Source organism: Sphingomonas sp. G5, from assembly GCF_052660795.1.
The window spans coordinates 3,280,539-3,304,077 of sequence record NZ_CP109660.1; the positions used below are offsets into that span (position 1 = coordinate 3,280,539).

Sequence of the window (23,539 nt, forward strand, 5' to 3'; positions counted from 1 at the left end):
GACGACAGGATGCGCCGGAGGCTCTGCCGCACCGCTGTCACGGTGGCGGGAGCGCTGTCACGGCGCTGTCACGACTCCCCCGAGACGACGAGAGACCGGATGCCACGGCCTCGGGCCACGGCATCCGGTCTCTCGTTCTCGCGGGTCAGGCGCCGCGCAGGCGCTCCGCCAGGTAGCCCTGCAGCGCGTCAAGACCGATGCGCTCCTGGCCCATGGTGTCGCGGTCGCGCACGGTCACGGCGTTGTCGTCGAGCGAGTCGAAGTCGACCGTGACGCAGAACGGGGTACCGATCTCGTCCTGGCGGCGGTAGCGGCGGCCGATGGCGCCGGCGTCGTCGAAGTCGATGTTCCACCCGGCCGAGCGCAGGGTGTCGGCGACCTCGCGGGCCAACGGCGACAGACGCTCGTTGCGCGAGAGCGGCAGCACGGCGACCTTGACGGGCGCGAGGCGCGGGTCGAGCTTGAGCACCGTGCGGGTGTCGGTGCCACCCTTGGCGTTGGGCACCTCTTCTTCGCGGTACGCGTCGACGAGGAAGGCCATCATCGCGCGAGTGAGACCGAACGAGGGCTCGATGACGTAGGGCGTGTACTTCTCGCCCGAGGCCTGGTCGAAGAAGGTGAGTGACTGGCCCGAGGCCTCGGAGTGGCTTTTGAGGTCGTAGTCGGTGCGGTTGGCGACCCCCATGAGCTCGCCCCACTCCTTGCCCGGGAAGCCGAAGCGGTATTCGACGTCGATCGTGCCGGCGGAGTAGTGCGCGCGGTCGTCCTCGGGGACGTCGAAGCGCTTCATGTTCTCGGGGTCGATGCCCAGCTCGATGAACCAGTTCCAGCAGGCCTCGACCCAGTGCTCGAACCACTCGTTCGCCTCGGCCGGCGGGGTGAAGTACTCGATCTCCATCTGCTCGAACTCGCGCGTTCGGAAGATGAAGTTTCCGGGGGTGATCTCGTTGCGGAACGCCTTGCCCACCTGGCCGACGCCGAACGGCGGCTTGCGACGGGATGCCGTGAGCACGTTCGAGAAGTTCACGAAAATGCCCTGCGCGGTCTCGGGGCGCAGGAAGTACAGGCCCGACTCGTCGTCGACGACGCCGAGGTAGGTCTTGACCAGGCCCGAGAACGACTTGGGTTCGGTGTACTGGCCCTTCGTGCCGCAGTTCGGGCAGGGCACGTCGGCGAGGCCGTTCTCGGCCTTGCGGTTCTTGCGCGCCTCGAAGTCCTCGATGAGGGTGTCGGCGCGGAAACGCTTGTGGCAGCTGAGGCACTCGACCAACGGGTCGGTGAAGGTGGCGACGTGGCCCGAGGCCTCCCACACGCGCTTGGGCAGGATGATGCTCGAGTCGAGACCCACCATGTCGCCGCGCCCGCGGACGAAGGTCTGCCACCACTGCCGACGGATGTTCTCCTTCAGCTCGGTCCCGAGGGGGCCGTAGTCCCACGCGGACCGCGAACCGCCGTAGATCTCACCGGCCTGGAAGACGAACCCCCGATGGCGGGCGAGGGCGATGACCTTGTCGAGGCGGGATTGTTCGGCCACGGTGGCTCCAATGGTCGGGAAAGTTGTGGGGATCGAGCGCGAGTGCGCGGCATCCAGTTTATCGAAGCGGCCCGTGTTCTTCCGGCCCGCCGGTCAGCGCCCGATCGCGCTCCGCCCGCCAGTTCTGCAGGTACGGCATCGCGGTGTTCGCCGCATGGGCGCCGCGGGTGGCGCGCGCTGCGACGGCCAGGGCCGCGGGGCTCTCCGCCAGCGTCGACGGCATGTGCGCGATCGGGTAGGGGAAGCGGTTGCGGAACATGTCCATCCACAGCAGCACCAGATCGCCCTCGTGCGCCAGAGTCGCTCGGGTGCGCGAGCCACGCTCGTGCCGCTCGATCGACCATCCACCGCGGTGGATGGTCGCCCGATAGTCGGGATCGCCGCCCCACGCCCAGCTTCCCCCTCCCCCTCTCGGGGTGAACGGGCCGCGCACGGCGAGGGCTCCGGCGAGGGCCTTCGGCGTCCACGGCGCGGGGAAGAACGTCGACAGGCTCACGCCGAGAGCGAGCGGCGACAACAGCGCAGGCACCTCGGCATCGTTCCGCGGCATCTCGGCGGCGAGGGCGGCGAGCAGCGCGACGGTCGTGGGCGCCGGCTCTCCCTCGTCGAGCAGGGCGATGAACGTCTGCAACGACAGCACGTACGACCGGTGCGCCGCGGCATCCCGGAACGGGGGAAGGGGGATGCCGTCGACCGCCGGACGACCCCACGGGACGTCCTCGCCAGAGGTCTCGCTGAGCCCCTCACGGCCCGGCCGGGCGCCCCGGCTCATCGCGTGATCCGCTCGCGCCGCACCGTGAACCGCTCCAGCGCCGCGGTGTCGATCTCGACGCCCACCCCCGGCCCGGTCGGCACGCGCACGTATCCGTCGTCGAGCACGGCCGGTTCGGTGACGATGTCGCGGTCGTAGAAGCGGGCGGATGCCGAGATGTCGCCCGGGAGCGTGAAGCCCGGCAGCGCGGCCAGGGCGGCGTTGGCGGCGCGGCCGATCCCCGTCTCGAGCATGCCCCCGCACCAGACGGGAACACCCGCAGCGAGCGCGCGGTCGTGGATCGCGACGGCCTCGAGATAGCCGCCGACCCGCCCGGCCTTGATGTTGAGGATCGCCGCCGACCCCAGGGCGAGGGCATCGGCCGCCGCCTTGTCGGAGACGATCGACTCGTCGAGGCAGACCGGCGTCGTCAGTCTCTTCGCGAGGGTCGCGTGATCGACCAGGTCGTCCTCTTGCAGGGGCTGCTCGATCAGCAGAAGCTCGAAGCGGTCGAGTTCGGCGAGGGTGTCGGCATCCCGAAGCGTGTACGCGGAGTTCGCGTCGACCTGCAGCGGGATCGATCCGAACGCCTCGCGGACGGCGGCCGTGTCGTCGATATCGCGACCGGGCTTGATCTTGATTTTGATGCGCACGTAGCCCTCGTCGAGGTAGCCGCCGACGGTGTCGACCAGCGCCGCCGGGTCGCTCTGGATGCCGACCGAGACGCCCGAGGGCACGCGGGTCTTCTCGGAGCCGAGGTACTGCGCGAAGCTGCGACCTTCCGCGCGCAGAGCGGCGTCGATGACCGCGAGCTCGAGGCCCGCCTTGGCCATGCGGTGGCCGACGATACGGTGCAGCGCGCCGGCGACCTCCTCGGGCGCGACGATACGCCGTCCGAGCAGCGCCGGAGCGAGGAACCGGGTCAGCACGTCCCACGCACCCTGCGTGTACTCGCTGGAGTAGGACGGCTCGGACTGTGTCACCACTTCCCCCCAGCCGCGGCCGTCGGGCGTCTCGGCGGTCACGATGATCACCTCGCGCACCGTCTCGGTGCCGAACGAGGTGGTGAAGGGAGACACGAGCGGCATGTGCAGCACACGCAATTCGACCGCATCGAGGGTCACGGGCGCGGCGGGGCGGATCGATGGCATGACGGCAGGCTAGCGGGCGCGTTCGCGAACCGATCGCGCGGTGGGCCACGCTCCCGAGAAACCGGCTCTGCGGGCGTTGTCGTCGGGATCCGGACGGACGGTGCCGCCCATCTCTCAGGAGTTTCGCTCGGGCCCCGTCGGCGGGCGGGCGACCGTAACGCCCGCGCGCGCACCTGGCAAGGGACCGTGCCCCCGTCCGACGCGCGCGTAGCGTCGGCCGCATGAGCGCTGACTTCACCCCCCGCCACGCGATCGTCACCGGCTCCGACTCGGGCATCGGCGCGGCGACCGCCCTCGCCCTCGCCGACGCCGGCATGGACGTCGCCGTGACCTACCACTCCGATAAGGACGGCGCCGAAGAGACCGCCGCGGCCGTGCGCGAGCGCGGCGTGCGCGCGATCGTCGCGCAGTTCGACGCCACCGAGTTCAACAAGGTCCCGGATGCCGTGAACGCGATGGCCGACGAGCTCGGCGGCCTCGACGTCTTCGTGAACAACGCCGGCGGCGGTATCGGCGGAAGCTTCCTCGACCTCGACTTCGACACCTGGCGCACCGACATCTCGCTCAACCTCGACGGAGCGTTCCTCGCCCTGCACACCGCGGCCCGGCGCATGGTGAAGACCGGCAACGGCGGTCGACTGATCGTGGTGTCGAGCGTCCACGAGCACCAGCCGCGCGTCGGTTCCGCCCCTTACGTCGCCGCCAAGCACGGCGTCGGCGGCCTCATCAAGACGATGGCCCTCGAGCTCGGGCAGTACGGCATCACCGCCAACGCCGTCGCCCCCGGCGAGATCGCCACCCCCATCAACGACATGTCGGCCGAAGACGCCGAGCGCACCCACCGCCCCGGCATCCCGCTCGGCCGCCCGGGCAAGCCCGACGAGGTCGCCGACGTGATCCGCTTCCTGGCATCGCCGGCGAGCGCTTACGTCACCGGCGCGAGCTGGGTCGTCGACGGCGGGATGCTGCACATGGGCCCGCAGGCGGGATCGCACATGGAGTCGGACGCCTGGCGTTCGGCCGGCGAGGAGTGAGAACGATGAGCGACGAGAAGAGCTTCGAAGAGAACCGTCACGACCAGCTGACGAGCGCGCCGAAGGCGACGGAGGAAGACGCGGCCCCGCGTTTCGACGTCTCAGAGCACGACGGCGTGACCCGCATCGACGTGCGCGACGACGCGGCCGTACGGCCGGGCCCCGGCCCGGGCGACCCGGCGGCCGAGAAGGACACGCCGATCACCGAGCAGTGACGACTACCCGACGATGAGGTAGCCGCGTCGGTCGAAGCCGCCGATCCTGCGACCGGATGCCAGCTGCCCCTGCACCTCGTCGCGCAGGCGTCGACGCCATTCGGAGGCTGCCGCCGGGTCGCTCGAGCGCAGAGCCTCGATGTCGTCGGGCACGGGCACGACCGCTGAGATCTCGGCATCCGTCGGGGTGGGCGCGGGCGGTTCGGCGAGCGCCCAGACGGCGAGCAGGCGGTCGGATTCGTCGCCGCGGTTGACGGCGTCGGCCATCTCGCCGTACTGGTTCACGAGGTAGTCGGTGGCCCGCGCGCCGAGCACCGCGAGGTTGAAGTGGGCGTTGCGACCCACGAGCGGGTCGAAGGTCCAGGTGATGCGGCCGACGCCGCGCTCGAGTGCCCACTCGCGCTGGTGATTCTTGAGCTGGCGCCCGAGACCGCGGCCCTGGTAGCCGGGGATGATGCCCGTGATGTGCGAATGCATCGACCGGTCGGCCGGCGGGCCGAAGAACGCCGCCGAGGCGCCGATCATCTCGTCGCCGTCGAAGAGTCCCACGACGTAGTTGCCGGCGTGCTCGAGCGCTCGCAGGATGTTGGCCGGCATGGTGCCCCGCTCACCCCACACGCGGTCGAGCACGTGCGCGGCCTCGTGAATACCCTCGACCGTGTCGAGCGTGCGGATGTCGATGGCACTCATGCTCCCGATCCTTCCACTGTGACCCGTGTGGGTCAGCGCGGGAGGGTTCCGCCGACGTGACGGATCGTGCGCCCGCGCTCGATGACGATCGCGATCCCGCCCACGAGCCAGAGCGGCACCTGGGCGAGGAAGGCCAGGCGGAACGCGTCGAGAGAGTAGGTCTCGGGGCTGCCGGCTCCCTGAACGTCCATCGCGATGCCGATGAACAGAATGGCGAGCAGCGCCGCGAGGAACCCGCCGCCGTTCACGATGCCCGTCGCCGTGCTCAACCGGTGGCTCGGCGTGAAGGTGCGCGCGTGGTCGAAGGCGATCATCGACGCCGGTCCCCCGGTCGACAGCGCGAACATCAGCACGATCAGGAGCCACACCGGGGCGGGGCCCGGCCACACGATCACGACGATCCACATCACGGCCTGGAACACGACCGTCGGCAGCACCAGCCAGCGGGAGCGGCGGGTGGGATGCCGACTCGACAGCGCCCCGATCACGGGACCGCTGAGAATGCTGAACAGCACGAGCGAGGTCATGACGAGCGACGCCGTGGCGGGCTCGAGCCCCTCGCCCGCGGTGAGGAACGGGAAACCCCAGAGCAGCATGAACGCCGTACCCGCGAAGGGCGTGGCGAAGTGCGACCAGAAGCCGAGGCGCGTACCGGGATGCGCCCACGACTCGCGGAAGCCCTGCCGCAGATCGGGCGACGACCGCACCACGCGGATCGCGCCGGTCTGCGTGTCGACCGACGTGTCGACGGGGTCGGCCCGACGTTCGGGCGGGCGGTTGCGGATGATCAGGAACGTGAGGATCGCGAACAGCAGGCCCAGCCCCGCGACGCTGCCGAAGGCGACGCTCCAGCTGGTGGCGTGCAGCAGGGCGGCCAGCGGAACCACGGCGACGATCTGACCGAGCTGCCCGATGATCCCCGTCAGCTGCACGAGCACGGGTGCCCGCTGTGCGGGGAACCACGTCGCGATCACGCGCAGCACGCTCGGGAAGATCGCCGCGTCTCCCGCGCCGATCAGGACACGGGCCAGGATGCCGATCCCCACGGCATCCGCCGACGCCATGACGAGCTGGCCCGCGGCCATCAGGACCATGCCGATCGCGATCATCGGACGCGCGCCGAAGCGGTCGAGCAGGAGACCCACGGGAATCTGCATCGCTCCGTAGACGAATAGCTGGATGACGGCGAACATCGACAGCGCCGAGGCATCCGCACCGAAGCGCACCGCCGCATCGACTCCCACGGCGGACAGGGAGGTGCGGTTGATGATCGACACGACGTAGGCGAGCACGCCCACGCCCCACAGCGTCCAGGTGCGCCACCCCGGCCGATCGAGGCGGAGGGTGCTGGTCACGGGTTCCAGGCTAGTCGCGGCCACCGACATCGGCGGCGTGGATGGCGCGCGCAGGGGCGGCGGGACGCGAGGTCCGCATCGGGGCGTCAGCCGTGCACCGGGGCGTACGCCGGCCGCCCCGATGCACGGAAGGCGCCCCGGTGCGACGCGAAGGTGCGGCGCGTCAGGCCAGAACGTCCGCCATCTCGCGGCGGACCCGCTCGAGATGCTCCACGAGCGGGGTGCCCGCCGTGTCGGCCGCCCACTGCTCGAGGGCCGTCTGCAGCAGGTCCACCGCGACCCCCGCGACGACGCGCGCCCGCAGCGCGTCCACACCACGCGCGCGATACCCCTCGGTCAGGACCGCACGCAGATCGGCCTGCTTCTGCAGGTCCCGCTCACGCAGGGCGGGCTCGGACTCGATCACGCGGCGCGCGGCCGCCATCTCGCGGCGGCGGGGCTCGAAGCGCTCGGCCGCGAGGGTCTGGAAGCCGCTCCACGCGATCGCGAAGGGCGGCACGTCGGCGGGGGCGGCCGCGAGCATCTGGTCGGCGAGCCGAGGGATCTCGTCGTCGCCGAAGAAGACCTCGCGCTTGTCGCCGAAGTGCCGGAAGAACGTGCGACGCGTCACGCCGGCGCGCTCGACGATGTCGGGCACCGTCGTCGCCTCGAAGCCGCGCTCGGCGAACAGCTCCATCGCCGCCGCGCGGAGGCGTTCTCGCGTATCGGGTGCCCATCTGGCCATGTCGGAATCCTATGTGACGACACGTGGTGTCATCACGTCTATAGTGAAGACACTCCGTGTCATCACGCGAAAGGCTCCCCATGCCCGCACACGCCGCCGCAATCCTCCCCGCACCGCGGGCCGCGCTCACCGTCACCACCGTCCAGACCCCCGCTCCCGCCGCCGACGAGGTGCTCGTGCGCGTGCGCGCCGTGGCCATCAACCCGGTCGACTGGGTCATCCAGGGCACCAGCCGCGTCACCTACCGATGGCTGAACACGCCGGCCGTCCTCGGCTCCGACGTGGCGGGCGAGGTCGTCGCGATCGGTTCCGCCGTGACCCGCTTCCGCGTGGGCCAACGCGTGTTCGGCCTGGCCACCGGCACCGACCGCGGGCGTGACCCGCTCCGAGAGGGCGCCTTCCAGGAGTACACGACCCTGGTCGAGCGCCTCACGGCCCCCATCCCCGACGACCTCTCCGACGAAGAGGCCGCGGTCTTCCCCCTGGGTATCTCCACGGCCGCGTGCGCGCTGTTCCAACCCCAGCTCCTCGGACTCCGGATGCCGGGCGACCCGGCGCCGACCGCCAGCCGAGGCGTCGTGGTGATCTGGGGTGGCTCGACGAGTGTGGGGATGAACGCCGTCCAACTGGCGCACGCCGCCGGATACGACGTGGTGACCACGGCATCCGCGAAGAACGCCGAGACCCTGCGCGGGCTCGGCGCGGACGCCGTCGTCGACCACCGGTCACCCACGGCGGTGGCCGACCTCGTCGCGGCCATCGGGGGACGACCCGTCGTCGGGGCGGTGGCTCTCGGCGCGGGTTCGACCGACGCGTGCATCGACGTGCTCGCCCGCACCGGCGGGGAACGCCTGGCCATGGCCAGCACGCCGGTCTCGCTGGACTCGCTGGTCGGTCGGCGCCGCCTGTTCCCCGCAATGCTGCCGGTCTTCACCCGCATCGGCCTCGGAACGCTCCGCTCGACGTTGCGCGCCCGACGCCGTGGCATCCGGGCCGCCTTCGTCTGGGGCAGCAGCCTGCGCGACGACGAGATGGGTCCCCGGCTCTGGGGCGAGGTCGTTCCGCGGATGCTGGCCGAGGGGGCGCTGCGACCGATGCCCGCTCCGCTCGTCGTCGGCGACGGCCTCGCCGCCGTGCAGGATGCCCTCGACCGGCAGCGCGCGGGCGTCTCGGCGCAGAAGGTGGTCGTGCGTCTGTAGCCGGCGTGGGGGCCGGGCGGAGACGCGGCCTGTCGGGCGTTGCGGCCCGTGGCCCCGGGGCGGGAGATGCGCCCCCGAGGCCACCAGCGCGCCAACGCCTCCGACGCACGCGCCCGCACCCCCACAACGCACCCGCCCCGAAACGCGACGGCACGTGGTCGGCGACGCCACCGGCGCACGGCAGAATGGTCCGATGGTCTCCGCGAGCCCCCACCTGCAGCCCGATCACGCGTGCCTCATCGTCCACGGCAGCGACACCCCCGGCATCATCGCCGCGGTCTCGGCGCTCATCGCCCGCCAGGGCGGCAACATCGTCGCCTTCGACCAGTACTCCGACGACCCCCGCGGCGGTGCGTACTTCCAGCGGGTCGTGTTCCACCGCCCCAACCTGTCGGTGGCCCTTCCCGACATCGAGGCCGATCTCGCCACGACCCTCGGCGAGGGCTTCGAGCTCGAGTGGACCCTGACCGACCTGTCGACGCCGAAGCGCATGGCGATCCTCGCCTCGAAGCAGGACCACTGCCTGCTCGATCTGCTGTGGCGTCACCGCCGCGGCGACCTGCCCGTCAGCATCCCGATGGTCGTGTCGAACCACACCACGGCCGCCGAAGACGTGCGCTCGTTCGGCGTGCCCTTCTTCCACGTGCCCTCGACGCCCGGTCCCGACAAGTCCGAGTCCGAGGCCCGCATTCTCGAACTGCTCGTCGGCAACGTCGACTTCGTCGTGCTCGCGCGCTACATGCAGATCCTCTCGCCCGACTTCCTCGACAAGATCGGGGTGCCGGTGATCAACATCCACCATTCGTTCCTGCCGGCCTTCATCGGCGCCGAGCCGTACAAGAAAGCGAAGCAGCGCGGCGTGAAGCTCATCGGCGCGACCTCGCACTACGTCACGAGCGATCTCGACGAGGGCCCGATCATCGAGCAGGACACCGTCCGCGTGACGCACGCCGACTCGTCCGCCGAGCTCGCGCGTCGCGGCGCCGACGTCGAGCGCCAGGTGCTCTCTCGGGCCGTGCTCTGGCACGCCGAGGACCGCATCATCCGCCACGGCAACCACACGATCGTCTTCTAGACCCCGGATGCCGGGACGCGGCCGCGGCGCTCGGCTCGCCGCAGGCGGGTCGGCCGACGCGTGCCGCCGAACGCCCGCGCACGCGACTCAGGCGCTCCGACGCATCGCGAGACGGCATCTCGCTGACAGCTGCGTTGCGCGCTGCAACGGTTTCGTCAGCGAGATGCCGTCTCGGCGTCGGGGAGTGCCGCGGGACGGCCCCTCACGCGCCCGCGATCACTCCGGGTCGGTCGCCCGGCTGAGCGGGCCGGTGCCGCCGCGCGGCGGCTGCTTGCGCTGATCCGACAACTCGCCGCCCTGGCGTCCGCCGTACGGACGGCCGTGGTCGGCGAACTCGGCGCGGAAGAACGCCAGGCGCCAGTCGCCGAGTTCGATGCGCGCTCCGGTGCGCAGAATCCGGCCTCCGCGATCGCGTCCGGGGCCCTGCTCGCGCGCCCCACCGCCACCCACGGCGTCGAAGCCGTACAGCACGTACTCGTCGTCGCCCTCGTGCCGGATCTCGGCGTGCACCGGGGCGAGGCCGGGCAACCGCAGGTCGGCGCCCTCGCCGGACCCGATCACGGTGGTGGTGGGCAACAGGTCGAACTCCCGCGGACGCGAGCCGTCCCACGACGAATCGCCCACCGCGAAGATCAGGCGCGGGCGGCCCGATCCCGGCGTGTAGTGCGTCGTCGTGATGCGGCGGCGCACCGTGCGGTTGACGGTGGGCACGAGCGGCAGGGGGGTCTCGGGCGGGATGGGGAAGGTCAACGCCTGCCCCTTGTTCCGCCGCGTCAGCAGCGGCGCGACAGCGGCGACCGAGCCCAACCGGATGTGCGCCGAGCCGGTGATCGCTCGCTGCAGGGCGCTCTTCTTCACGTCGCCGAGGTGCAGGATCGGTCCGTCCGGCCCCTCGAGCCGCACGGAGATGCCCCGGGATGCCAGCGCATCGGCGACCGTGGACAACTCGGTGAGCGTGCGGCGGCCGTTGCCGGGCAACCGAGAGGGGTCGCTCACGACGATGCGCACCTCGGTGCCCGCGGCCGTGATCGTGCCCTCGAACGGCGGGGTGTCGGCATCCTGCCCCTGCTCGTGTTCCGAGAAGGCGAGGTCGATGTCGAGGCGCACCATGACGGCGCCGCCCCTCAGTTGCCGCGGTACGGGTCGGACCCGGCCGCGGTGTCGTCGCTCGTGGTGACGCGGAGGGTGCCGTTGAGCTTCCACGTCGCCCGGGGCGCGTCGGGGCCGATGTCGCGCGGCACCTCGACGGTCATGTCGACGAAGGAGTAGTTGACGGCGGCGCCACGACCGGTCAGGTACGACCACATCTCTCGGCCGAGGTCGGTCCAGTCGGTGATGGAGTGACCCTCGGGGCCGCGGGAGTCGGCGAACGGGTCGGTGGGTGAGGAGGAGTCGGACATGGCTTCGGTCCCTTTCTCGGTTCAGAGGAACACCAGCGTCCCAGCGCGTGGGGGGAGCAGAGGAGGGATTGCGCTCGAGCGAGCCGTGCGGGACGATTCTGTCTCCACGCCTCAGTACACGTACTCCATCAGTTCGACGCCGAGCACGCGGAAAGCGTCGTGCGCACGCAGGCGGTGGGCGATCGAGAGGTCGTCGAAGTTCACGATCAGCGCGTACGAGATTCCGGCGCGGGGTCCGCCGAGCACCCCCGCCTCGGCGCGGACACCCGGGGCACGCCCGGTCTTGTTGATGAACAGCAGCCCGTGCTGGTCGTTCTCGTGCGCGAAAGGATCGAGGCCGGTGGCGGATGCCACGAGCGACAGGTCGTGGTTCAGACTCAGCCACTCCGCGACCTGCGCGCTGACCTGCGGCGAGACGATCGTGGAGTTCACGAGCCCCGCGAACACCTGCGCCATCTCGCGAGCCGTCGACAGTGCCAGGTGGGGGGCGTCGTCGGGGCCGCGGTCGTCGCGGAAACGGTCGAGCAGGGCTGTGCGGCGAAGCCCCAGCTGCTCGACGCGCGCCCGCACCGATTGCAGGCCCACCCGGTGCAGCAGGGCGTTGACGGCGAGGGCGTCGCCGGAGGAGGCCGCGAGCATCGCCACGTCGGCCAGGGGCAGCGCCGGAGCCTTCAGGTGCTGCCAGATACCGCCGTGGGCCGCGCCGTGAACGGACGCGCGGTCGACGATCTCGAGCGGGTCGAGACGGCCCGTCTCGAAGGCGGCCGCCGCCTCGATGAGCAGCGGCACGACGCCGAGCCCGCCCACCGGCAGCGTGATGAAGTCGTCGCCCGAAAGAACCTCGGTCGAGCCCCCGTCGAGGTCGTCGATGCGCACCGAGACCCTGGCGCCCGACGCGGCCAGCTCGTCGAGCGAGCGCAGGGTCGCCGTGAACGATCGCCGACCCGCAGCCGCGCGACGGGGCAGGCGTTTCGGCCCCTTCCGTCCCGCTCCGCGGAGGGCCGGGGCGTCGCGTCTCGACGACTCCACCGGCCCGCCGACGGGGTCGGGCGTACTGGGCTCGGGAACCGGGGGCATGCCCACGAGCGTGGCTCCTTCCGCGTCAGCAGAGCAACAAACAGGACCTCACCAAATGGTGACGCGCTGGTCGGCGTCGAGCCAGAGGGCGTCGCCCTCGGTCACCTCGAACGCGTCGTAGAACGCGTCGATGTTACGCACGATCTGGTTGCAGCGGAACTCGTTCGGCGAGTGCGGGTCGATCGTGAGCAGGCGGATCGTCTCGGCATCCCGACCCTTCTGCTGCCAGATCTGCGCCCAGCTGAGCAGGAGCCGCTGGATGCCGGTGTACCCGTCGACGACCGGTCCGTTCAGATCGGTCTCGCCCTGGCTCTCGAGGAAGAGGCGGTAGGCGGCGATCGCGATACCGAGCCCCCCGAGATCGCCGATGTTCTCGCCGATGGTGAGGGCGCCGTTGACGTGGTGCTCCTCGCCGAGTCCCAGGGGAACGAGGGCCTCGTACTGGGCGATCAGGGCCTTGGTGCGCTCCTCGAACGCCGAGCGGTCGGCATCCGTCCACCAGTCGCGAAGCGACCCGTCGGCGTCGAAGCGGCTGCCCTGATCGTCGAAGCCGTGCCCGATCTCGTGCCCGATGACCGCGCCGATGCCGCCGTAGTTGGCCGCGGCGTCGCGGTCGGCGTCGAAGAAGGGGTACTGCAGGATGGCCGCGGGGAACACGATCTCGTTCATGAGCGGGTTGTAGTACGCGTTGACGGTCTGCGGCGTCATGTACCACTCGTCGCGATCGATCGGCTGTCCCACCTTGGCGAGCTGGCGGTCGTGCTCCCACACGTGCGCCCGGCGGACGTTGCCGACGAGGTCGTCGGCGACGATCTCGAGCTCGGAGTAGTCCTTCCAGCGGACCGGGTAACCGATCTTGGGCACGAAGGTGTCGAGCTTGGCGAGGGCGCGCTCGCGCGTCTCGTCGGTCATCCACGACAGGCCCTGGATCGAGCGACGGTAGGCCTCGATGAGGTTCGCGACGAGGCCGTCCATCGCGTCCTTGGCCGCGGGCTGGAAGTGGCGCTCGACGTACACCTTGCCGATCGCCTCGCCCAGGGCCGCCTCGACGAGGCTCACACCGCGCTTCCAGCGCTCGCGGTTGACGGGGACGCCCGTGAGCTGCGTGCCGTAGAACGCGAAGTTCTCGGCGACGAAGGCCTCGGAGAGGAAGGCGGCGGCCGCGTGCACGATCTTGAACCGCAGCCAGGCCTTCCAGTCGTCGAGGCGCTCCTCGACGAGGAGGGCGCCGAGGGATTCGACGAAGCTCGGCTGATAGACGACGACTTCGGCGAGCGCGTCCTCGTGGCCCGGGGCGACCCCCGCACGCCACGGCTCGAGGTCGAGTCCGGCGAGGGCGAGGGTGTCGTCCCACGTCTTCAGGTTGTAGGTCTTCACCGAATCGCGACTGTCTTCGCGCGACCAGTGGTGCGCGGCGATGTCGGTCTCGAGGGCGAAGGTGCGGTCGGCGGATGCCGCGGACTCGGCGACTCCGGCGAGCTCCAGGACGCGCTCGATGTGCGCGCGGTAGGCGGTGCGCGTCTCGTCGAAGTTGTCGAGGCGGTAGTAGCTCTCGTCGGGCAGGGAGATGCCGCCCTGGTAGACGACGGGGACGTAGCGGGTGGGATCGCCCGGATCGGGCTCGACGAAGAGCGTCAGCAGTCCGCTCACCCCGTCGCGCTCGAGCTCGCCGATGAGCCGGAGCAGGGAGGGGATGTCGGTGACGCCGTCGACGCGCTCGAGCTGCGGTGCGAGCGGCTCGCGGCCGGCGGACTCGATGCGGTCGGTGTCCATGAAGCTCGCGAACAGGTCGCCGATCTTGCGGGCTTCGCTGCCCGGCTCGGCATCCTGCGACTCCTGGACGATGGTGCGCACGTCCGCCTCGGCCTGCTCGGCGATGAGGTGGAACGAGCCCCAGCGGGCCTTGTCGTCAGGGATCTCGGTGCGCTCGAGCCAGCTGCCGTTCACGTGGCGGAACAGGTCGTCCTGCGGGCGGATCTCGTCGCTGAGCTCGTCGAGCGCGAGACCGGAGCGGGGGGTGTCGGTCATGCAGACAGGATATGTGCCTCACATCCGAGAGGGCTCGAAACGGGGCGAGCCCACCGTTGGGTGCGCCGCCACGGCGGTGTCGGAGGCCCGCCCTAGGCTCGGACCGTGACCGCTCCTGCGCCCGCGACGCTGAACCGCTCGATCCTGCGGCTCGCCCTGCCGGCGCTGGGCGCGCTCATCGCCGAGCCGCTGTTCCTCATCGTCGACGCCGCCATGGTGGGTCACCTGGGCGTCGCTCCCCTCGCGGGGCTCGGTATCGCCGGGGCGGTGCTGCAGACGATCGTCGGGCTCATGGTGTTCCTCGCCTATTCGACGACGCCCGCTGTCGCTCGGCGCTACGGCGCCGGCGAGTACGGCCGGGCCGTGCGGGTCGGCATCGACGGCATGTGGCTCGCGCTGTGCCTCGGCGCCCTGCTGGCGGCGGCCGGCTCTCTCGCGGCCCCCGGCATCGTCGACCTCTTCGGCGCTGCTCCCGACGTCGCCGAGAACGCACGCACCTACCTCGCGATCTCGATGTGGGGTCTGCCCGCCATGCTCGTGGTGTTCGCCGCCACCGGCCTGCTGCGCGGGATGCAGAACACGGTGACCCCGCTCTGGATCGCCGGCCTCGGCTTCGGCGCCAATGCGCTGCTCAACGCCCTGTTCATCTACGGCTTCTGCTGGGGGATCGCGGGGTCGGCGATCGGCACGGTCGTGGCGCAGTGGGGAATGGTCGGTGCATACGTCCTGGTCGCGCGGCGCTTGGCGCAGGTGCACACGGCATCCCTCCGCCTCGAGCGCGAGAGTCTGGGCGGCACCGTCCGCTCGGGCGGCTGGCTGTTCCTGCGCACCGTCAGCCTGCGGGCGGCGTTCCTCGCGACGGTCGCCGTGGCGACGGGTCTGGGCTCGGCCGAGCTTGCGGGATGGCAGATCGCCTTCACCATCTTCTCGACGGCGGCATTCGCCCTCGACGCCCTCGCCATCGCGGCGCAGGCGCTGATCGGCAGTTCGCTCGGCGCCGCCGACACCGACACGGTCGGCCGGGTGCTCCAACGCACGAGCGCCTGGGGCGTCTGGTTCGGTGTCGCGGTGGGGGCGGTGCTGGCCGCCGCGTCCGGTGTGATCGGCCTGGTCTTCACGGGGGATGCCGAGATCGCCGCGCTCATCCAGCCGGCGCTGCTGGTGCTCGCCGTCGCGCAGCCTCTGGCGGGGTTCGTCTTCGTGCTCGACGGCGTGCTGATCGGGGCCGGCGATGCGCGCTACCTCGCCCTCGCGGGGCTGCTCAATCTCGTGCCGTACGCTCCGGCACTCGTTCTCGTGGCGCTCTTCGCCGGCGGCGGTGCCACCGGCCTCGCGTGGCTGGCGGCGGCGTTCTTCGGTGTCTACATGGTGGCGCGCGCGCTCACGCTCGGGCTCCGTGTGCGCGGACAGCGGTGGATGACGGCCGGAGCCTGACGTCCCCCGATCCACCGGTCTGGACGGAGTGCGGGGCGGGACCCTCGTCGGCGCCCCGCCCCGGCGTCTCACGTGTACCAGGTGGGTACCGGCACCTGGCTGAGCAGCACGTACTCCCCCACCTCGCGCTTCTTGTACGCGATGGGATCGTGCAGGCTGTGCGTACGGAGGTTCCGCCAGAAGATGTCGAGCCCGACGGCGTTCGACGTCGCACGTGCTCCGGTCAGCTCGTAGATCTTGGATGCCACCTCGAGGCCGTCGTCGACGATGCGGAGCTTGCCGGCCGCGATTCGCACCGCGATCTCTCCGCGCCGACGCTCGGTCAGCTCCTCGCGCGGGGCGTGCAACACGGCACTGATCTCCGCACCCACGGCATCCAGGAGCGCCTCGTCGGCCCAGAGTTTCGACTGCAGGGTGCCGTAGCCTTCGAGCACGTACCACTCCTCGGTGGCGCGCTGCTTGTCGTCACCGCCGTAGGGCCAGGGCCGGGTGCGCTCACGGGTGTATGCCGACGCGGTCTCCAGCGCGCCCTCGGCGATGCCGAGGTAGAAGTTCGCGAACACGAGCTGGATCGCGGGCACGTTGAGGGTGTTGTAGACCAGCGACTGGAACTGCTTGTCGACGAATCCCGCGGCATCCGACCAGGGAACGCGCACATCGCGGATCTCGACCGAACCCGACTCGGTCAGACGCTGGCCGAGGTTGTCCCAGTCGCCGGCGAAGACGATCCCCTCCTGCGCCGTGGGGACGATCGCGAAGATGTGCGTCTCGGTGCCTTCGAGCACGCCCTCGAGCACCGTCAGGTCGGACACCCGGCCGCCGGTCGAGAACGACTTGCGCCCCGAGAAGATCAGGTCGTCGCCGTCCTCGCGGATCACGAGATCGGAGTCGCGCGGGTTGACTGCGCCACCGAAGAGGAAAGCGTTCGAGGTGTACAACTCCTCGACCGCCGCGATCTGCGCGTCGGTGGCCACGAGGCGCGCCGCCCATGCCCAGAGGTAGTGGTAGCCGAGCACCTGCCCGATCGATCCGTCGCCGCGGGCCACCGCGCGGATGACCCTGTACGGCGTATCCCACGTCTCTCCGGCGCCGCCGTGCTCGCGGGGACCGAGCAGCGTGACCAGACCCGACGCCTTGAGGAGCTCGACCTCACCGAACGGGGCCTGATTGGCCCGATCGCGCTCGACCGCGTCGACGGCGAGGATGTCGGCCACCTCGCGAGCGCGGACGATCCAGCCGGCGCTATCGTGTGGAGGGGCTGCGTCCCGCCAGCGGTCGGCCAGGCTCGTCGTCGCTGAATCCGTGATCGTCATGATCGTTCCTTCCCAGGTGTGTGATTCGGTGTCGCGCCCCTCACCGGCTGCCACCGGAGAAGGGCCGGCTGCTCGACTCGCGGCGGGGCGCATCCTCGTCCCCGCGTGTCGGTCAACCGCGTGCGGCCAGTAAACCTCCGCTCGCGCGCACAGCGACAGCGTTGTTACCGACAAAGACCCCGCGTTTCACACGGTGGCGTCACGAAGGCGCAGCTCACGCCCAGCGGCGGCACCACTCGTACATGATCACGGCGGCAGCCGACGCGGCGTTGATCGAGCGCGTGGAACCGTACTGGGTGATCTCGACCACGCCGGTGGCCGCCTCGATCGCCTCGGGCGACAGCCCCGGACCCTCCTGACCGAACAGCAGGACGCACGCCTCGGGGAGCTCGGCACGGTCGACCGGCACCGACCCCTCGACGTTGTCGACGGCGATCACCGGGAGTCCCGCATCCCGCGCCCAGGCGGCGAAGGCGTCGACGTCTTCGTGGTGCCGCACGTGCTGATAGCGGTCGGTCACCATGGCACCGCGCCGGTTCCAGCGGCGCTTGCCGATGATGTGCACCTCGGCCGCGAGGAACGCGTTGGCGCTGCGCACGATCGAGCCGATGTTGAGGTCGTGCTGCCAGTTCTCGATCGCGACGTGGAACGGATGCCGCTTCTCGTCGAGGTCGGCGACGATCGCGTCCATGCTCCAGTAGCGGTAGCCGTCGACGACGTTGCGGGTGTCGCCGTTCTCGAGCAGCTCGAGGTCGTAGCGGGGATCGTCGGGCCAGGCGTCCGGGCCGCCGGGCCAGGGACCGACGCCGTGGGTGGCGGTCGCGGCCGCCTCCCCCTGTCGGGGCTCTGCCCCGTCGGCATCCGTCGGGGGCTGGGCGGCGTCGCCCTGCGACGGCGTGGGGGTCTCGGCATCCGTCACCGTTTCAGGCTACCCGCGCGGCCTGCCGACGCCCGGGCGAGATCGGACGATCGGCTCGAGATCACGGGGCGCACCTTTCGTCGTCTCGTGCCGCCCCGCGACCTGGACGCCTCTGGATTCATCACTTTTCGGTGGCCCGAAAAATTGGTACGGTTTCGGGATGCCGAAAACAGCCGATCTTGTGGGTCGCCGTCGCACATCGGGGCGGGCGCTCTGGCTCCTCGGCCCGGCGATGGTCGCCGGCGTCGCCTACCTCGACCCCGGCAACGTCGCGAGCAACATGACCGCGGGCGCGACCTTCGGCTACCTGCTCGTGTGGGTCGTGGTGCTCGGCAACGTGATGGCGTGGCTGATCCAGTACCTCTCGGCGAAGCTCGGGATCGTCACGGGTGAGAGCCTCCCCCAGGTGCTCGGCCGCCGCATCCGCCGCCCCTGGGCTCGCCGGGCCTATTGGCTGCAGGCCGAGCTCGTCGCGATGGCCACCGACGTCGCCGAGGTCATCGGCGGCGCCGTCGCGCTGCACCTGCTCTTCGGCATCCCTCTCGTGTGGGGCGGGGTGATCACGGGCGTCGTCTCGATGGGCCTCCTGCTCGTGCAGACGCGGCGCGGGGCGCGGGCGTTCGAGACGGTACTGATCGGATTGCTGCTCGTCATCGCCGTCGGCTTCACCTTCGGGCTGTTGTTCGCTCCACCCGAGCCCGCCGGGGTGATCGGGGGCCTCGTGCCGCGGTTCGAGGGGAGCACCTCCGTGCTCCTCGCGGCCTCCATCCTCGGCGCGACGATCATGCCGCACGCGATCTACGCGCACTCCGCTCTCGCGCGCGATCGGTTCGCGCCGGCGGCGGCGAGCTCAGCCGCACGCGTCGAGACGACGTCCACGCGCCCGGCCCCGACTCCCGACCGCGTCACAGCCGCGGGAACAGACATCGCGCCCGGGACGACCGATCGAGCCACGGCGACGCCCTCTCCCGCGCCGAGCGGCCTCGGCGCGAACGCGGGCGAGAACGCGGGCGGGACTCCGGGCGCTCAAAGCCGCGCCGACGCCCTCGCCGACGCCCGCGGCATCTCGACCCCGCGTCTGCTGCGGGCGACGCGGTGGGACGTCACGATCGCGCTCGCTGTGGCGGGCACCGTGAATCTCGCGATCCTTCTGCTCGCCGCCGCCACCCTCGCCGGGGTCGAGGGCACCGACAGCCTCGAGGGCGCGTACGCGGCGCTACGCGAGGGCCTCGGCCCGCTCGTCGCCACCCTCTTCGCGGTGGGCCTGCTCGCCAGCGGTCTCGCGTCGACCTCCGTCGGCGCCTATGCGGGCGCCGAGATCATGCAGGGGCTCCTCCACGCGCGCATCCCCCTGCTCGTCCGCCGCCTCGTCACCCTCGTGCCCGCCCTCGTGATCCTCGGCCTCGGCGTCGACCCCACGCTCGCGCTGGTGCTCAGCCAGGTCGTGCTGTCGTTCGGGATCCCGTTCGCGCTCGTCCCCCTCGTGGCCCTGACCCGTCGACGCGATGTGCTCGGCGACTACCGCAACCGCGGGGCGACCACGGCGGCCGGGGTGCTGGCATCCGTGTTCCTCATCGCCCTCAACGCTCTGCTCCTGTGGTTGGTCTTCACCGGAGGTTAGGCTGACGCTGTGGACTCGCCCGTGGCCGACGACTATCTCAAGGCGATCTATCACCACACCGAGTGGCAGGACAGCCCGATCACGCCCTCGCAGCTCGCGGCCGTGCTGGGCCTCGCCCCCTCGAGCGTGACCGAGATGGTCAAGAAGCTCGCCGCGCAGGGACTCGTCACGCATCGGCCGTACGGACCGGTGTCGCTGACCCCCGCGGGTCTACACCGCGCGGCGGGCGTGATCCGCCGCCACCGCCTCATCGAGACGTGGCTCGTGCGCGAGTTCGCGTACTCCTGGGACGAGGTGCACGACGAAGCCGAGGTCCTCGAGCATTCGCTGAGCGACCGACTGCTCGAGGGCATCGACGAGCGACTCGGTCGCCCGCGTTTCGATCCCCACGGAGACGCCATCCCGGATGCCGACGGCTCGGTGCACCGCGAACCCTTCGTGCTCCTCGCCGAGGCGTCGATCGGCCACGCGGGGCGCGTCCTGCGCGTCAGCGATCGCGATCCCGAGCTGCTGCGGGCGCTCGTCGAGAACGGCATCGACGTCGGGCACGAGCTCGAGGTGCTGAGCGACGATGTCGTGCGCGCGGACGGCACCGAGGTGGCGCTGCCGACCGGCGCGAGCAGTTCGGTCTGGCTCACGCGCTGAAAGGGAGTCTCCGCCGGCGTGCGCGCCGGAGACCGTCGCGCGAGCCACTGTCGGTGCACGGGAGGAGACCCGTCGAGGGGAGGGCCCGGGCGAGGTTCTGCTTCCTCCGCTCGCGGATTCTCCTCCGCTCAGCCTTGCCGGGATACCGGATTCAGGATGCCGCGCGCCGAGCTCGATCGAAGGGCCACCGCACGTGGGTCGCCGTCTCGCACGCGCGCCAGAGGTCGGCGCCGAGTTCGCTGCCCCGTGTGCGGCGGGCGGGGGTCGCCACGCGCGGGACTCCCCGGGCGACGAGCGCCGGTCCGTACATCGTGCCGCCCTCGGCGTGCGGGTCGACGAGCGCGCGGACGAGAGCCCAGGCCCCCTGCTCCTTGGACTGGGTGATCGGCGCCTGGAGATTGTCGAAGAAGCGCGTGAGCCGGCTCGGCTCGTTGACGCCGCGCACCCCGCGCGTGCGACCGCTGGTCGAGTAGCCGGGGTGGGCCACGAGGCTCTGGATCGGAACGCCGTGGGCGAGCAGCCTCTTCTGCGCCTCGAGCGCCAGCGCGGTCGTCGCCGCCTTCGACTGCACGTAGGCGCGCCACGGCGAGTAGCCCTCGCGCAGTTCGGGGTCGGTGGGCACATGTCGCCAGAGCGACGTCGACATACTGCCCACCCAGACCATGCGTCCGCGGGCTGCGGCGAGGGGCTTGAGCAGCTCACCGGCCAGGGCGAAGTGGCCCAGCACGTTGGTGGCGAACACGAGTTCGTGACCGCCGGCGGTCTCGCGCTCCTTGGGCGGGTGGACGATACCGGCGTTCAGCAGGAGCCCGTCGAGCCGTCCGCGCGCACGGGCGGTGGCGGCCGCTGCTCGCACCGAACCCATGTTGCTGGTGTCGAGCAGGAGCGTCTCGATGCTGGCATCCGGGGTCGAGCGCATGATGGCGGCCTTGGCCGCGGACATCTTGTTGGGATTCCGACCGGTGAGCAGCACGTGGGCGCCGGCGGCGGCGAGCTGCTCGCACGCGAAGAAGCCGAGCCCGCGGGTCGCGCCCGTGACGAGATACGACCGCCCGGAGAGGTCCGGCAGGTTCTCGGGATCCCATTCGGTTCGCGTCACCCTTCGACCCTAACGAGATCCGGTGCGTCCGTCACGGGTGCATTCCGGCAACGGAATACCGTCCGGTAAAAAGTTTCTTACGACTTCGCGTGACGAATCGTGCCCGAGACCCGTCTTCTTCGTGAGCCACCCGCTCCGTCGCGACGAGATACCTTTCGCCGCCGACGCCGACACGAGAAAGAAGGAGTCAGATCATGGGTCTCGACGACAAGATCAAGAACGCCGCTCAGGACATCGTGGGCAAGGCGAAGGAAGCGATCGGCAACGCGACCGACAACGACAAGCTCGCCGCCGAGGGCAAGGCCGACCAGGTCAAGGCCGACGCGAAGAAGGCCGGCGAGAACGTGAAGGACACCTTCAAGTAAGTCGGCATCCGCGGACGGGCGGGCCACGACTCCGGTCGGGCCCGCCCGCGCTCTTTCAAGCCCCCCCTCTTTTCGAGGCGGTGTCGGGGCCCGGGTTTAGGCTGGCCCCATGCGGACCCGAGGCGACATCGAGTGCTGGCTCACCGACATGGACGGTGTGCTCGTTCACGAGAACACCCCTATCGCCGGCGCGTCGGAGCTGCTCGCGCAGTGGCGGTCCGAGGGCACACCGTTCCTGGTGCTGACGAACAATTCGATCTACACGCCCCGCGATCTCAGCGCACGACTGCGGGCCTCCGGCCTGGTGGTCCCCGAGTCCGCGATCTGGACCTCCGCGCTCGCCACCGCCGATTTCCTCCAGTCGCAGATGCCCGGTGGATCCGCCTTCGTCATCGGCGAGGCGGGTCTCACGACCGCCCTCCACGAGGCGGGCTTCATCATGACCGAGACCGCCCCCGACTACGTCGTCGTGGGCGAGACTCGCAACTACTCGTTCGAGGCGATCACCAAGGCGATCCGCTTCATCCGCGGGGGAGCGCGTTTCATCGCCACGAACCCGGATGCCACGGGCCCCTCGACCGAGGGCGTCCTGCCCGCGACGGGAGCCATCGCCGCCCTCATCACCAAGGCCACCGGCAAAGAGCCCTACATCGTCGGCAAGCCGAATCCGATGATGTTCCGCTCCGCCCTCAACCGCATCGGGGCGCACAGCGAGAACACCGGCATGATCGGCGACCGCATGGACACCGACATCGTCGCCGGCATCGAGGCGGGGCTGCACACCGTGCTCGTCATGACCGGCATCAGCGACCAGCGAGAGATCGAGCGCTACCCCTTCCGCCCCGACGAGATCCTCGGCTCGGTCGCCGAGCTCGTGCGCCAGGAACCCCTCGAGTCCGACCTCGCCGACGGCGAAGAGGGCCTCGAAGCGGGTCTCTGACCCGACCCCGACCCCGACGAGGAGACACCGTGGACGACCGTACGCTCTGGCTGATCGTCGCCTTCTTCATCACGGCGGGAACGCTCGTGGCCTTCATCGTGCAGTGGCGCCGCTCGCGGCGCGGCGGCGGGGGGCGTCGCGACCCGTTCGACGGGCCGGGGGACGGGTCGCCCTGAGGCGGGCCCCGCCGCCGCGGGGAGCATCGACGCACCCGGCGGCTGCGCGCTGGCATCCGTCACGCCGTCACCGAAACAGGGGATGCCACCAGAACACGACGAAACGCCCTGTCTCCGTCGCACCGCCCTGTTCTCGTCACAGCGCGGCGACGCACCGACGCACCCCGGCGGCGCGCGCAGGCCGAGGGTCCGGCGGGGCGGGACTGCTTACTGCGGGGCGAGGCCCAGATCGTCGAGGTCGATGGATGCCAGCCACTGCAGGCCCGCGGCCTCGATCGCAGCCTGCGCTCCGGTCTTGCGGTCGACGATGACGGCGACAGCGACGACCTCGGCGCCCGCGCGGCGCAGCGCCTCGACGGCCTTGAGGGCGGACTGGCCGGTGGTCGAGGTGTCTTCGACGACGACGACGCGCTTGCCCTCGACATCGGCGCCCTCGATCTGGCGACCGCGGCCGTGGTCCTTGGGCTCTTTGCGCACGACGAACGCGTCGAGCGGGGTTCCGGCGTGCACCGACTCGTGCATCACGGCGTTGGCGATGGGGTCGGCCCCCAGCGTGAGGCCGCCGACGGCGACGACGCCGTCGAGGTCTTTCACCAGGTCGAGCACCAGCCGACCGATCGCGGGGGCGGCGCGGTGGTCGAGGGTGAGCTTGCGCATGTCGACGTAGTACGTCGCCTTCTTGCCGCTCGAGAGGGTGAAGTCGCCGTGGAACACCGCCTCGTCGTTGATGAGGCCGATGAGGGCCTGACGGTCGGCTTCGAGCTCGGGCGTGGAGGCGGTGGTCACGGCGTCGA

24 protein-coding genes are annotated in these 23,539 nt (G+C 70.8%); 10 read left to right on the forward strand and 14 right to left on the reverse strand.

Annotation, left to right across the window (positions count from 1 at the left end):
* Positions 1-145: 145 nt before the first annotated feature.
* Genes NE358_RS15535 through menC form a run of 3 tightly spaced genes read right to left on the reverse strand, consistent with a single transcriptional unit; the run spans position 146 to position 3,436 of the window.
* The gene (locus tag NE358_RS15535; RefSeq protein WP_103208019.1) at positions 146-1,534 is read right to left on the reverse strand and encodes a glycine--tRNA ligase; all 1,389 of its coding nucleotides are present in this window, start codon (positions 1,532-1,534) and stop codon (positions 146-148) included.
* 58 nt (positions 1,535-1,592) lie between these two features.
* Entirely contained in the window at positions 1,593-2,306 is a 714-nt protein-coding gene (locus NE358_RS15540; protein WP_103208017.1) for a hypothetical protein, read from the reverse strand.
* Complete coding sequence (menC, locus tag NE358_RS15545) at positions 2,303-3,436, reverse strand: o-succinylbenzoate synthase (RefSeq protein ID WP_103208015.1); 1,134 nt, start codon at positions 3,434-3,436, stop codon at positions 2,303-2,305. The genes NE358_RS15540 and menC overlap by 4 nt, the downstream gene beginning before the upstream one ends.
* Positions 3,437-3,657: 221 nt before the next feature.
* Here menC and NE358_RS15550 point away from each other — a divergent pair, with 221 nt between their 5' ends.
* Positions 3,658-4,470 (forward strand): SDR family oxidoreductase, encoded by an 813-nt coding sequence (locus NE358_RS15550; protein ID WP_141378374.1) that lies wholly within the window; start codon positions 3,658-3,660, stop codon positions 4,468-4,470.
* A 5-nt stretch (positions 4,471-4,475) separates the two neighbouring features.
* Positions 4,476-4,685 carry a multidrug transporter gene (locus NE358_RS15555; protein WP_103208010.1) on the forward strand — a complete coding sequence of 70 codons (210 nt, stop codon included), beginning with the start codon at positions 4,476-4,478 and terminating at the stop codon, positions 4,683-4,685.
* A 3-nt stretch (positions 4,686-4,688) separates the two neighbouring features.
* Here the strand turns inward: NE358_RS15555 and NE358_RS15560 are convergent, their stop codons facing one another.
* From NE358_RS15560 to NE358_RS15570, 3 genes are all read right to left on the reverse strand, one after another.
* Positions 4,689-5,375 (reverse strand): GNAT family N-acetyltransferase, encoded by a 687-nt coding sequence (locus tag NE358_RS15560; protein WP_289939931.1) that lies wholly within the window; start codon positions 5,373-5,375, stop codon positions 4,689-4,691.
* Positions 5,376-5,407: 32 nt separating this feature from the next.
* Positions 5,408-6,730: an MFS transporter gene (locus NE358_RS15565; protein ID WP_289939932.1), complete on the reverse strand. Its 1,323-nt coding sequence runs from the start codon at positions 6,728-6,730 to the stop codon at positions 5,408-5,410.
* Between the two features lie 163 nt (positions 6,731-6,893).
* Positions 6,894-7,454: a TetR family transcriptional regulator gene (locus NE358_RS15570; RefSeq protein WP_289939933.1), complete on the reverse strand. Its 561-nt coding sequence runs from the start codon at positions 7,452-7,454 to the stop codon at positions 6,894-6,896.
* 80 nt (positions 7,455-7,534) lie between these two features.
* Between NE358_RS15570 and NE358_RS15575 the strand changes: the two genes are divergently transcribed.
* Both NE358_RS15575 and purU read left to right on the forward strand, forming a co-directional pair.
* Positions 7,535-8,653 carry a zinc-binding alcohol dehydrogenase family protein gene (locus NE358_RS15575; protein ID WP_289939935.1) on the forward strand — a complete coding sequence of 373 codons (1,119 nt, stop codon included), beginning with the start codon at positions 7,535-7,537 and terminating at the stop codon, positions 8,651-8,653.
* Between the two features lie 193 nt (positions 8,654-8,846).
* On the forward strand, positions 8,847-9,728 hold the full coding sequence (gene purU, locus NE358_RS15580) for a formyltetrahydrofolate deformylase (RefSeq protein ID WP_141378378.1): 882 nt from the start codon (positions 8,847-8,849) through the stop codon (positions 9,726-9,728).
* 216 nt (positions 9,729-9,944) lie between these two features.
* On the opposite strand, the gene NE358_RS15585 is transcribed toward purU, so the two are convergent.
* The 4 genes from NE358_RS15585 to NE358_RS15600 all read right to left on the reverse strand — a co-directional run bounded on the left by NE358_RS15585 (position 9,945) and on the right by NE358_RS15600 (position 14,233).
* Positions 9,945-10,838, reverse strand: coding sequence for an FHA domain-containing protein (locus NE358_RS15585; RefSeq protein ID WP_246078342.1), 894 nt, complete (start codon positions 10,836-10,838; stop codon positions 9,945-9,947).
* A gap of 14 nt (positions 10,839-10,852) precedes the next feature.
* Positions 10,853-11,128 carry a hypothetical protein gene (locus NE358_RS15590; protein WP_094734402.1) on the reverse strand — a complete coding sequence of 92 codons (276 nt, stop codon included), beginning with the start codon at positions 11,126-11,128 and terminating at the stop codon, positions 10,853-10,855.
* Between the two features lie 111 nt (positions 11,129-11,239).
* Complete coding sequence (locus NE358_RS15595; RefSeq protein ID WP_289939942.1) at positions 11,240-12,205, reverse strand: serine hydrolase; 966 nt, start codon at positions 12,203-12,205, stop codon at positions 11,240-11,242.
* A 48-nt stretch (positions 12,206-12,253) separates the two neighbouring features.
* Positions 12,254-14,233: a M13 family metallopeptidase gene (locus NE358_RS15600; RefSeq protein WP_103207996.1), complete on the reverse strand. Its 1,980-nt coding sequence runs from the start codon at positions 14,231-14,233 to the stop codon at positions 12,254-12,256.
* Between the two features lie 105 nt (positions 14,234-14,338).
* Between NE358_RS15600 and NE358_RS15605 the strand changes: the two genes are divergently transcribed.
* Positions 14,339-15,667 (forward strand): MATE family efflux transporter, encoded by a 1,329-nt coding sequence (locus NE358_RS15605; protein WP_141378381.1) that lies wholly within the window; start codon positions 14,339-14,341, stop codon positions 15,665-15,667.
* 68 nt (positions 15,668-15,735) lie between these two features.
* Here the strand turns inward: NE358_RS15605 and NE358_RS15610 are convergent, their stop codons facing one another.
* Both NE358_RS15610 and NE358_RS15615 read right to left on the reverse strand, forming a co-directional pair.
* Positions 15,736-16,980 (reverse strand): acyl-CoA dehydrogenase family protein, encoded by a 1,245-nt coding sequence (locus NE358_RS15610; protein ID WP_289939948.1) that lies wholly within the window; start codon positions 16,978-16,980, stop codon positions 15,736-15,738.
* A gap of 214 nt (positions 16,981-17,194) precedes the next feature.
* Positions 17,195-17,899 carry a TrmH family RNA methyltransferase gene (locus NE358_RS15615; RefSeq protein ID WP_289939949.1) on the reverse strand — a complete coding sequence of 235 codons (705 nt, stop codon included), beginning with the start codon at positions 17,897-17,899 and terminating at the stop codon, positions 17,195-17,197.
* Positions 17,900-18,059: 160 nt separating this feature from the next.
* Here NE358_RS15615 and NE358_RS15620 point away from each other — a divergent pair, with 160 nt between their 5' ends.
* Both NE358_RS15620 and NE358_RS15625 read left to right on the forward strand, forming a co-directional pair.
* Positions 18,060-19,520: an Nramp family divalent metal transporter gene (locus tag NE358_RS15620; protein ID WP_103207984.1), complete on the forward strand. Its 1,461-nt coding sequence runs from the start codon at positions 18,060-18,062 to the stop codon at positions 19,518-19,520.
* A gap of 9 nt (positions 19,521-19,529) precedes the next feature.
* On the forward strand, positions 19,530-20,165 hold the full coding sequence (locus NE358_RS15625) for a metal-dependent transcriptional regulator (RefSeq protein WP_289939953.1): 636 nt from the start codon (positions 19,530-19,532) through the stop codon (positions 20,163-20,165).
* Positions 20,166-20,316: 151 nt separating this feature from the next.
* Here NE358_RS15625 and NE358_RS15630 read toward each other — a convergent pair whose 3' ends face one another.
* The gene (locus NE358_RS15630; RefSeq protein WP_103207978.1) at positions 20,317-21,264 is read right to left on the reverse strand and encodes an SDR family NAD(P)-dependent oxidoreductase; all 948 of its coding nucleotides are present in this window, start codon (positions 21,262-21,264) and stop codon (positions 20,317-20,319) included.
* A 194-nt stretch (positions 21,265-21,458) separates the two neighbouring features.
* On the opposite strand from NE358_RS15630, the gene NE358_RS15635 reads away from it, so the two are divergent.
* From NE358_RS15635 to NE358_RS15645, 3 genes are all read left to right on the forward strand, one after another.
* Entirely contained in the window at positions 21,459-21,629 is a 171-nt protein-coding gene (locus NE358_RS15635) for a CsbD family protein (RefSeq protein ID WP_055832729.1), read from the forward strand.
* A gap of 109 nt (positions 21,630-21,738) precedes the next feature.
* A complete protein-coding gene (locus NE358_RS15640) occupies positions 21,739-22,569 on the forward strand; it encodes an HAD-IIA family hydrolase (protein ID WP_103207976.1) in 831 nt (276 codons plus the stop codon).
* A gap of 29 nt (positions 22,570-22,598) precedes the next feature.
* Positions 22,599-22,745 (forward strand): hypothetical protein, encoded by a 147-nt coding sequence (locus NE358_RS15645; RefSeq protein ID WP_170210734.1) that lies wholly within the window; start codon positions 22,599-22,601, stop codon positions 22,743-22,745.
* 207 nt (positions 22,746-22,952) lie between these two features.
* Here the strand turns inward: NE358_RS15645 and pyrE are convergent, their stop codons facing one another.
* A complete protein-coding gene (gene pyrE, locus NE358_RS15650; RefSeq protein ID WP_289939961.1) occupies positions 22,953-23,531 on the reverse strand; it encodes an orotate phosphoribosyltransferase in 579 nt (192 codons plus the stop codon).
* Positions 23,532-23,539: the final 8 nt, after the last annotated feature.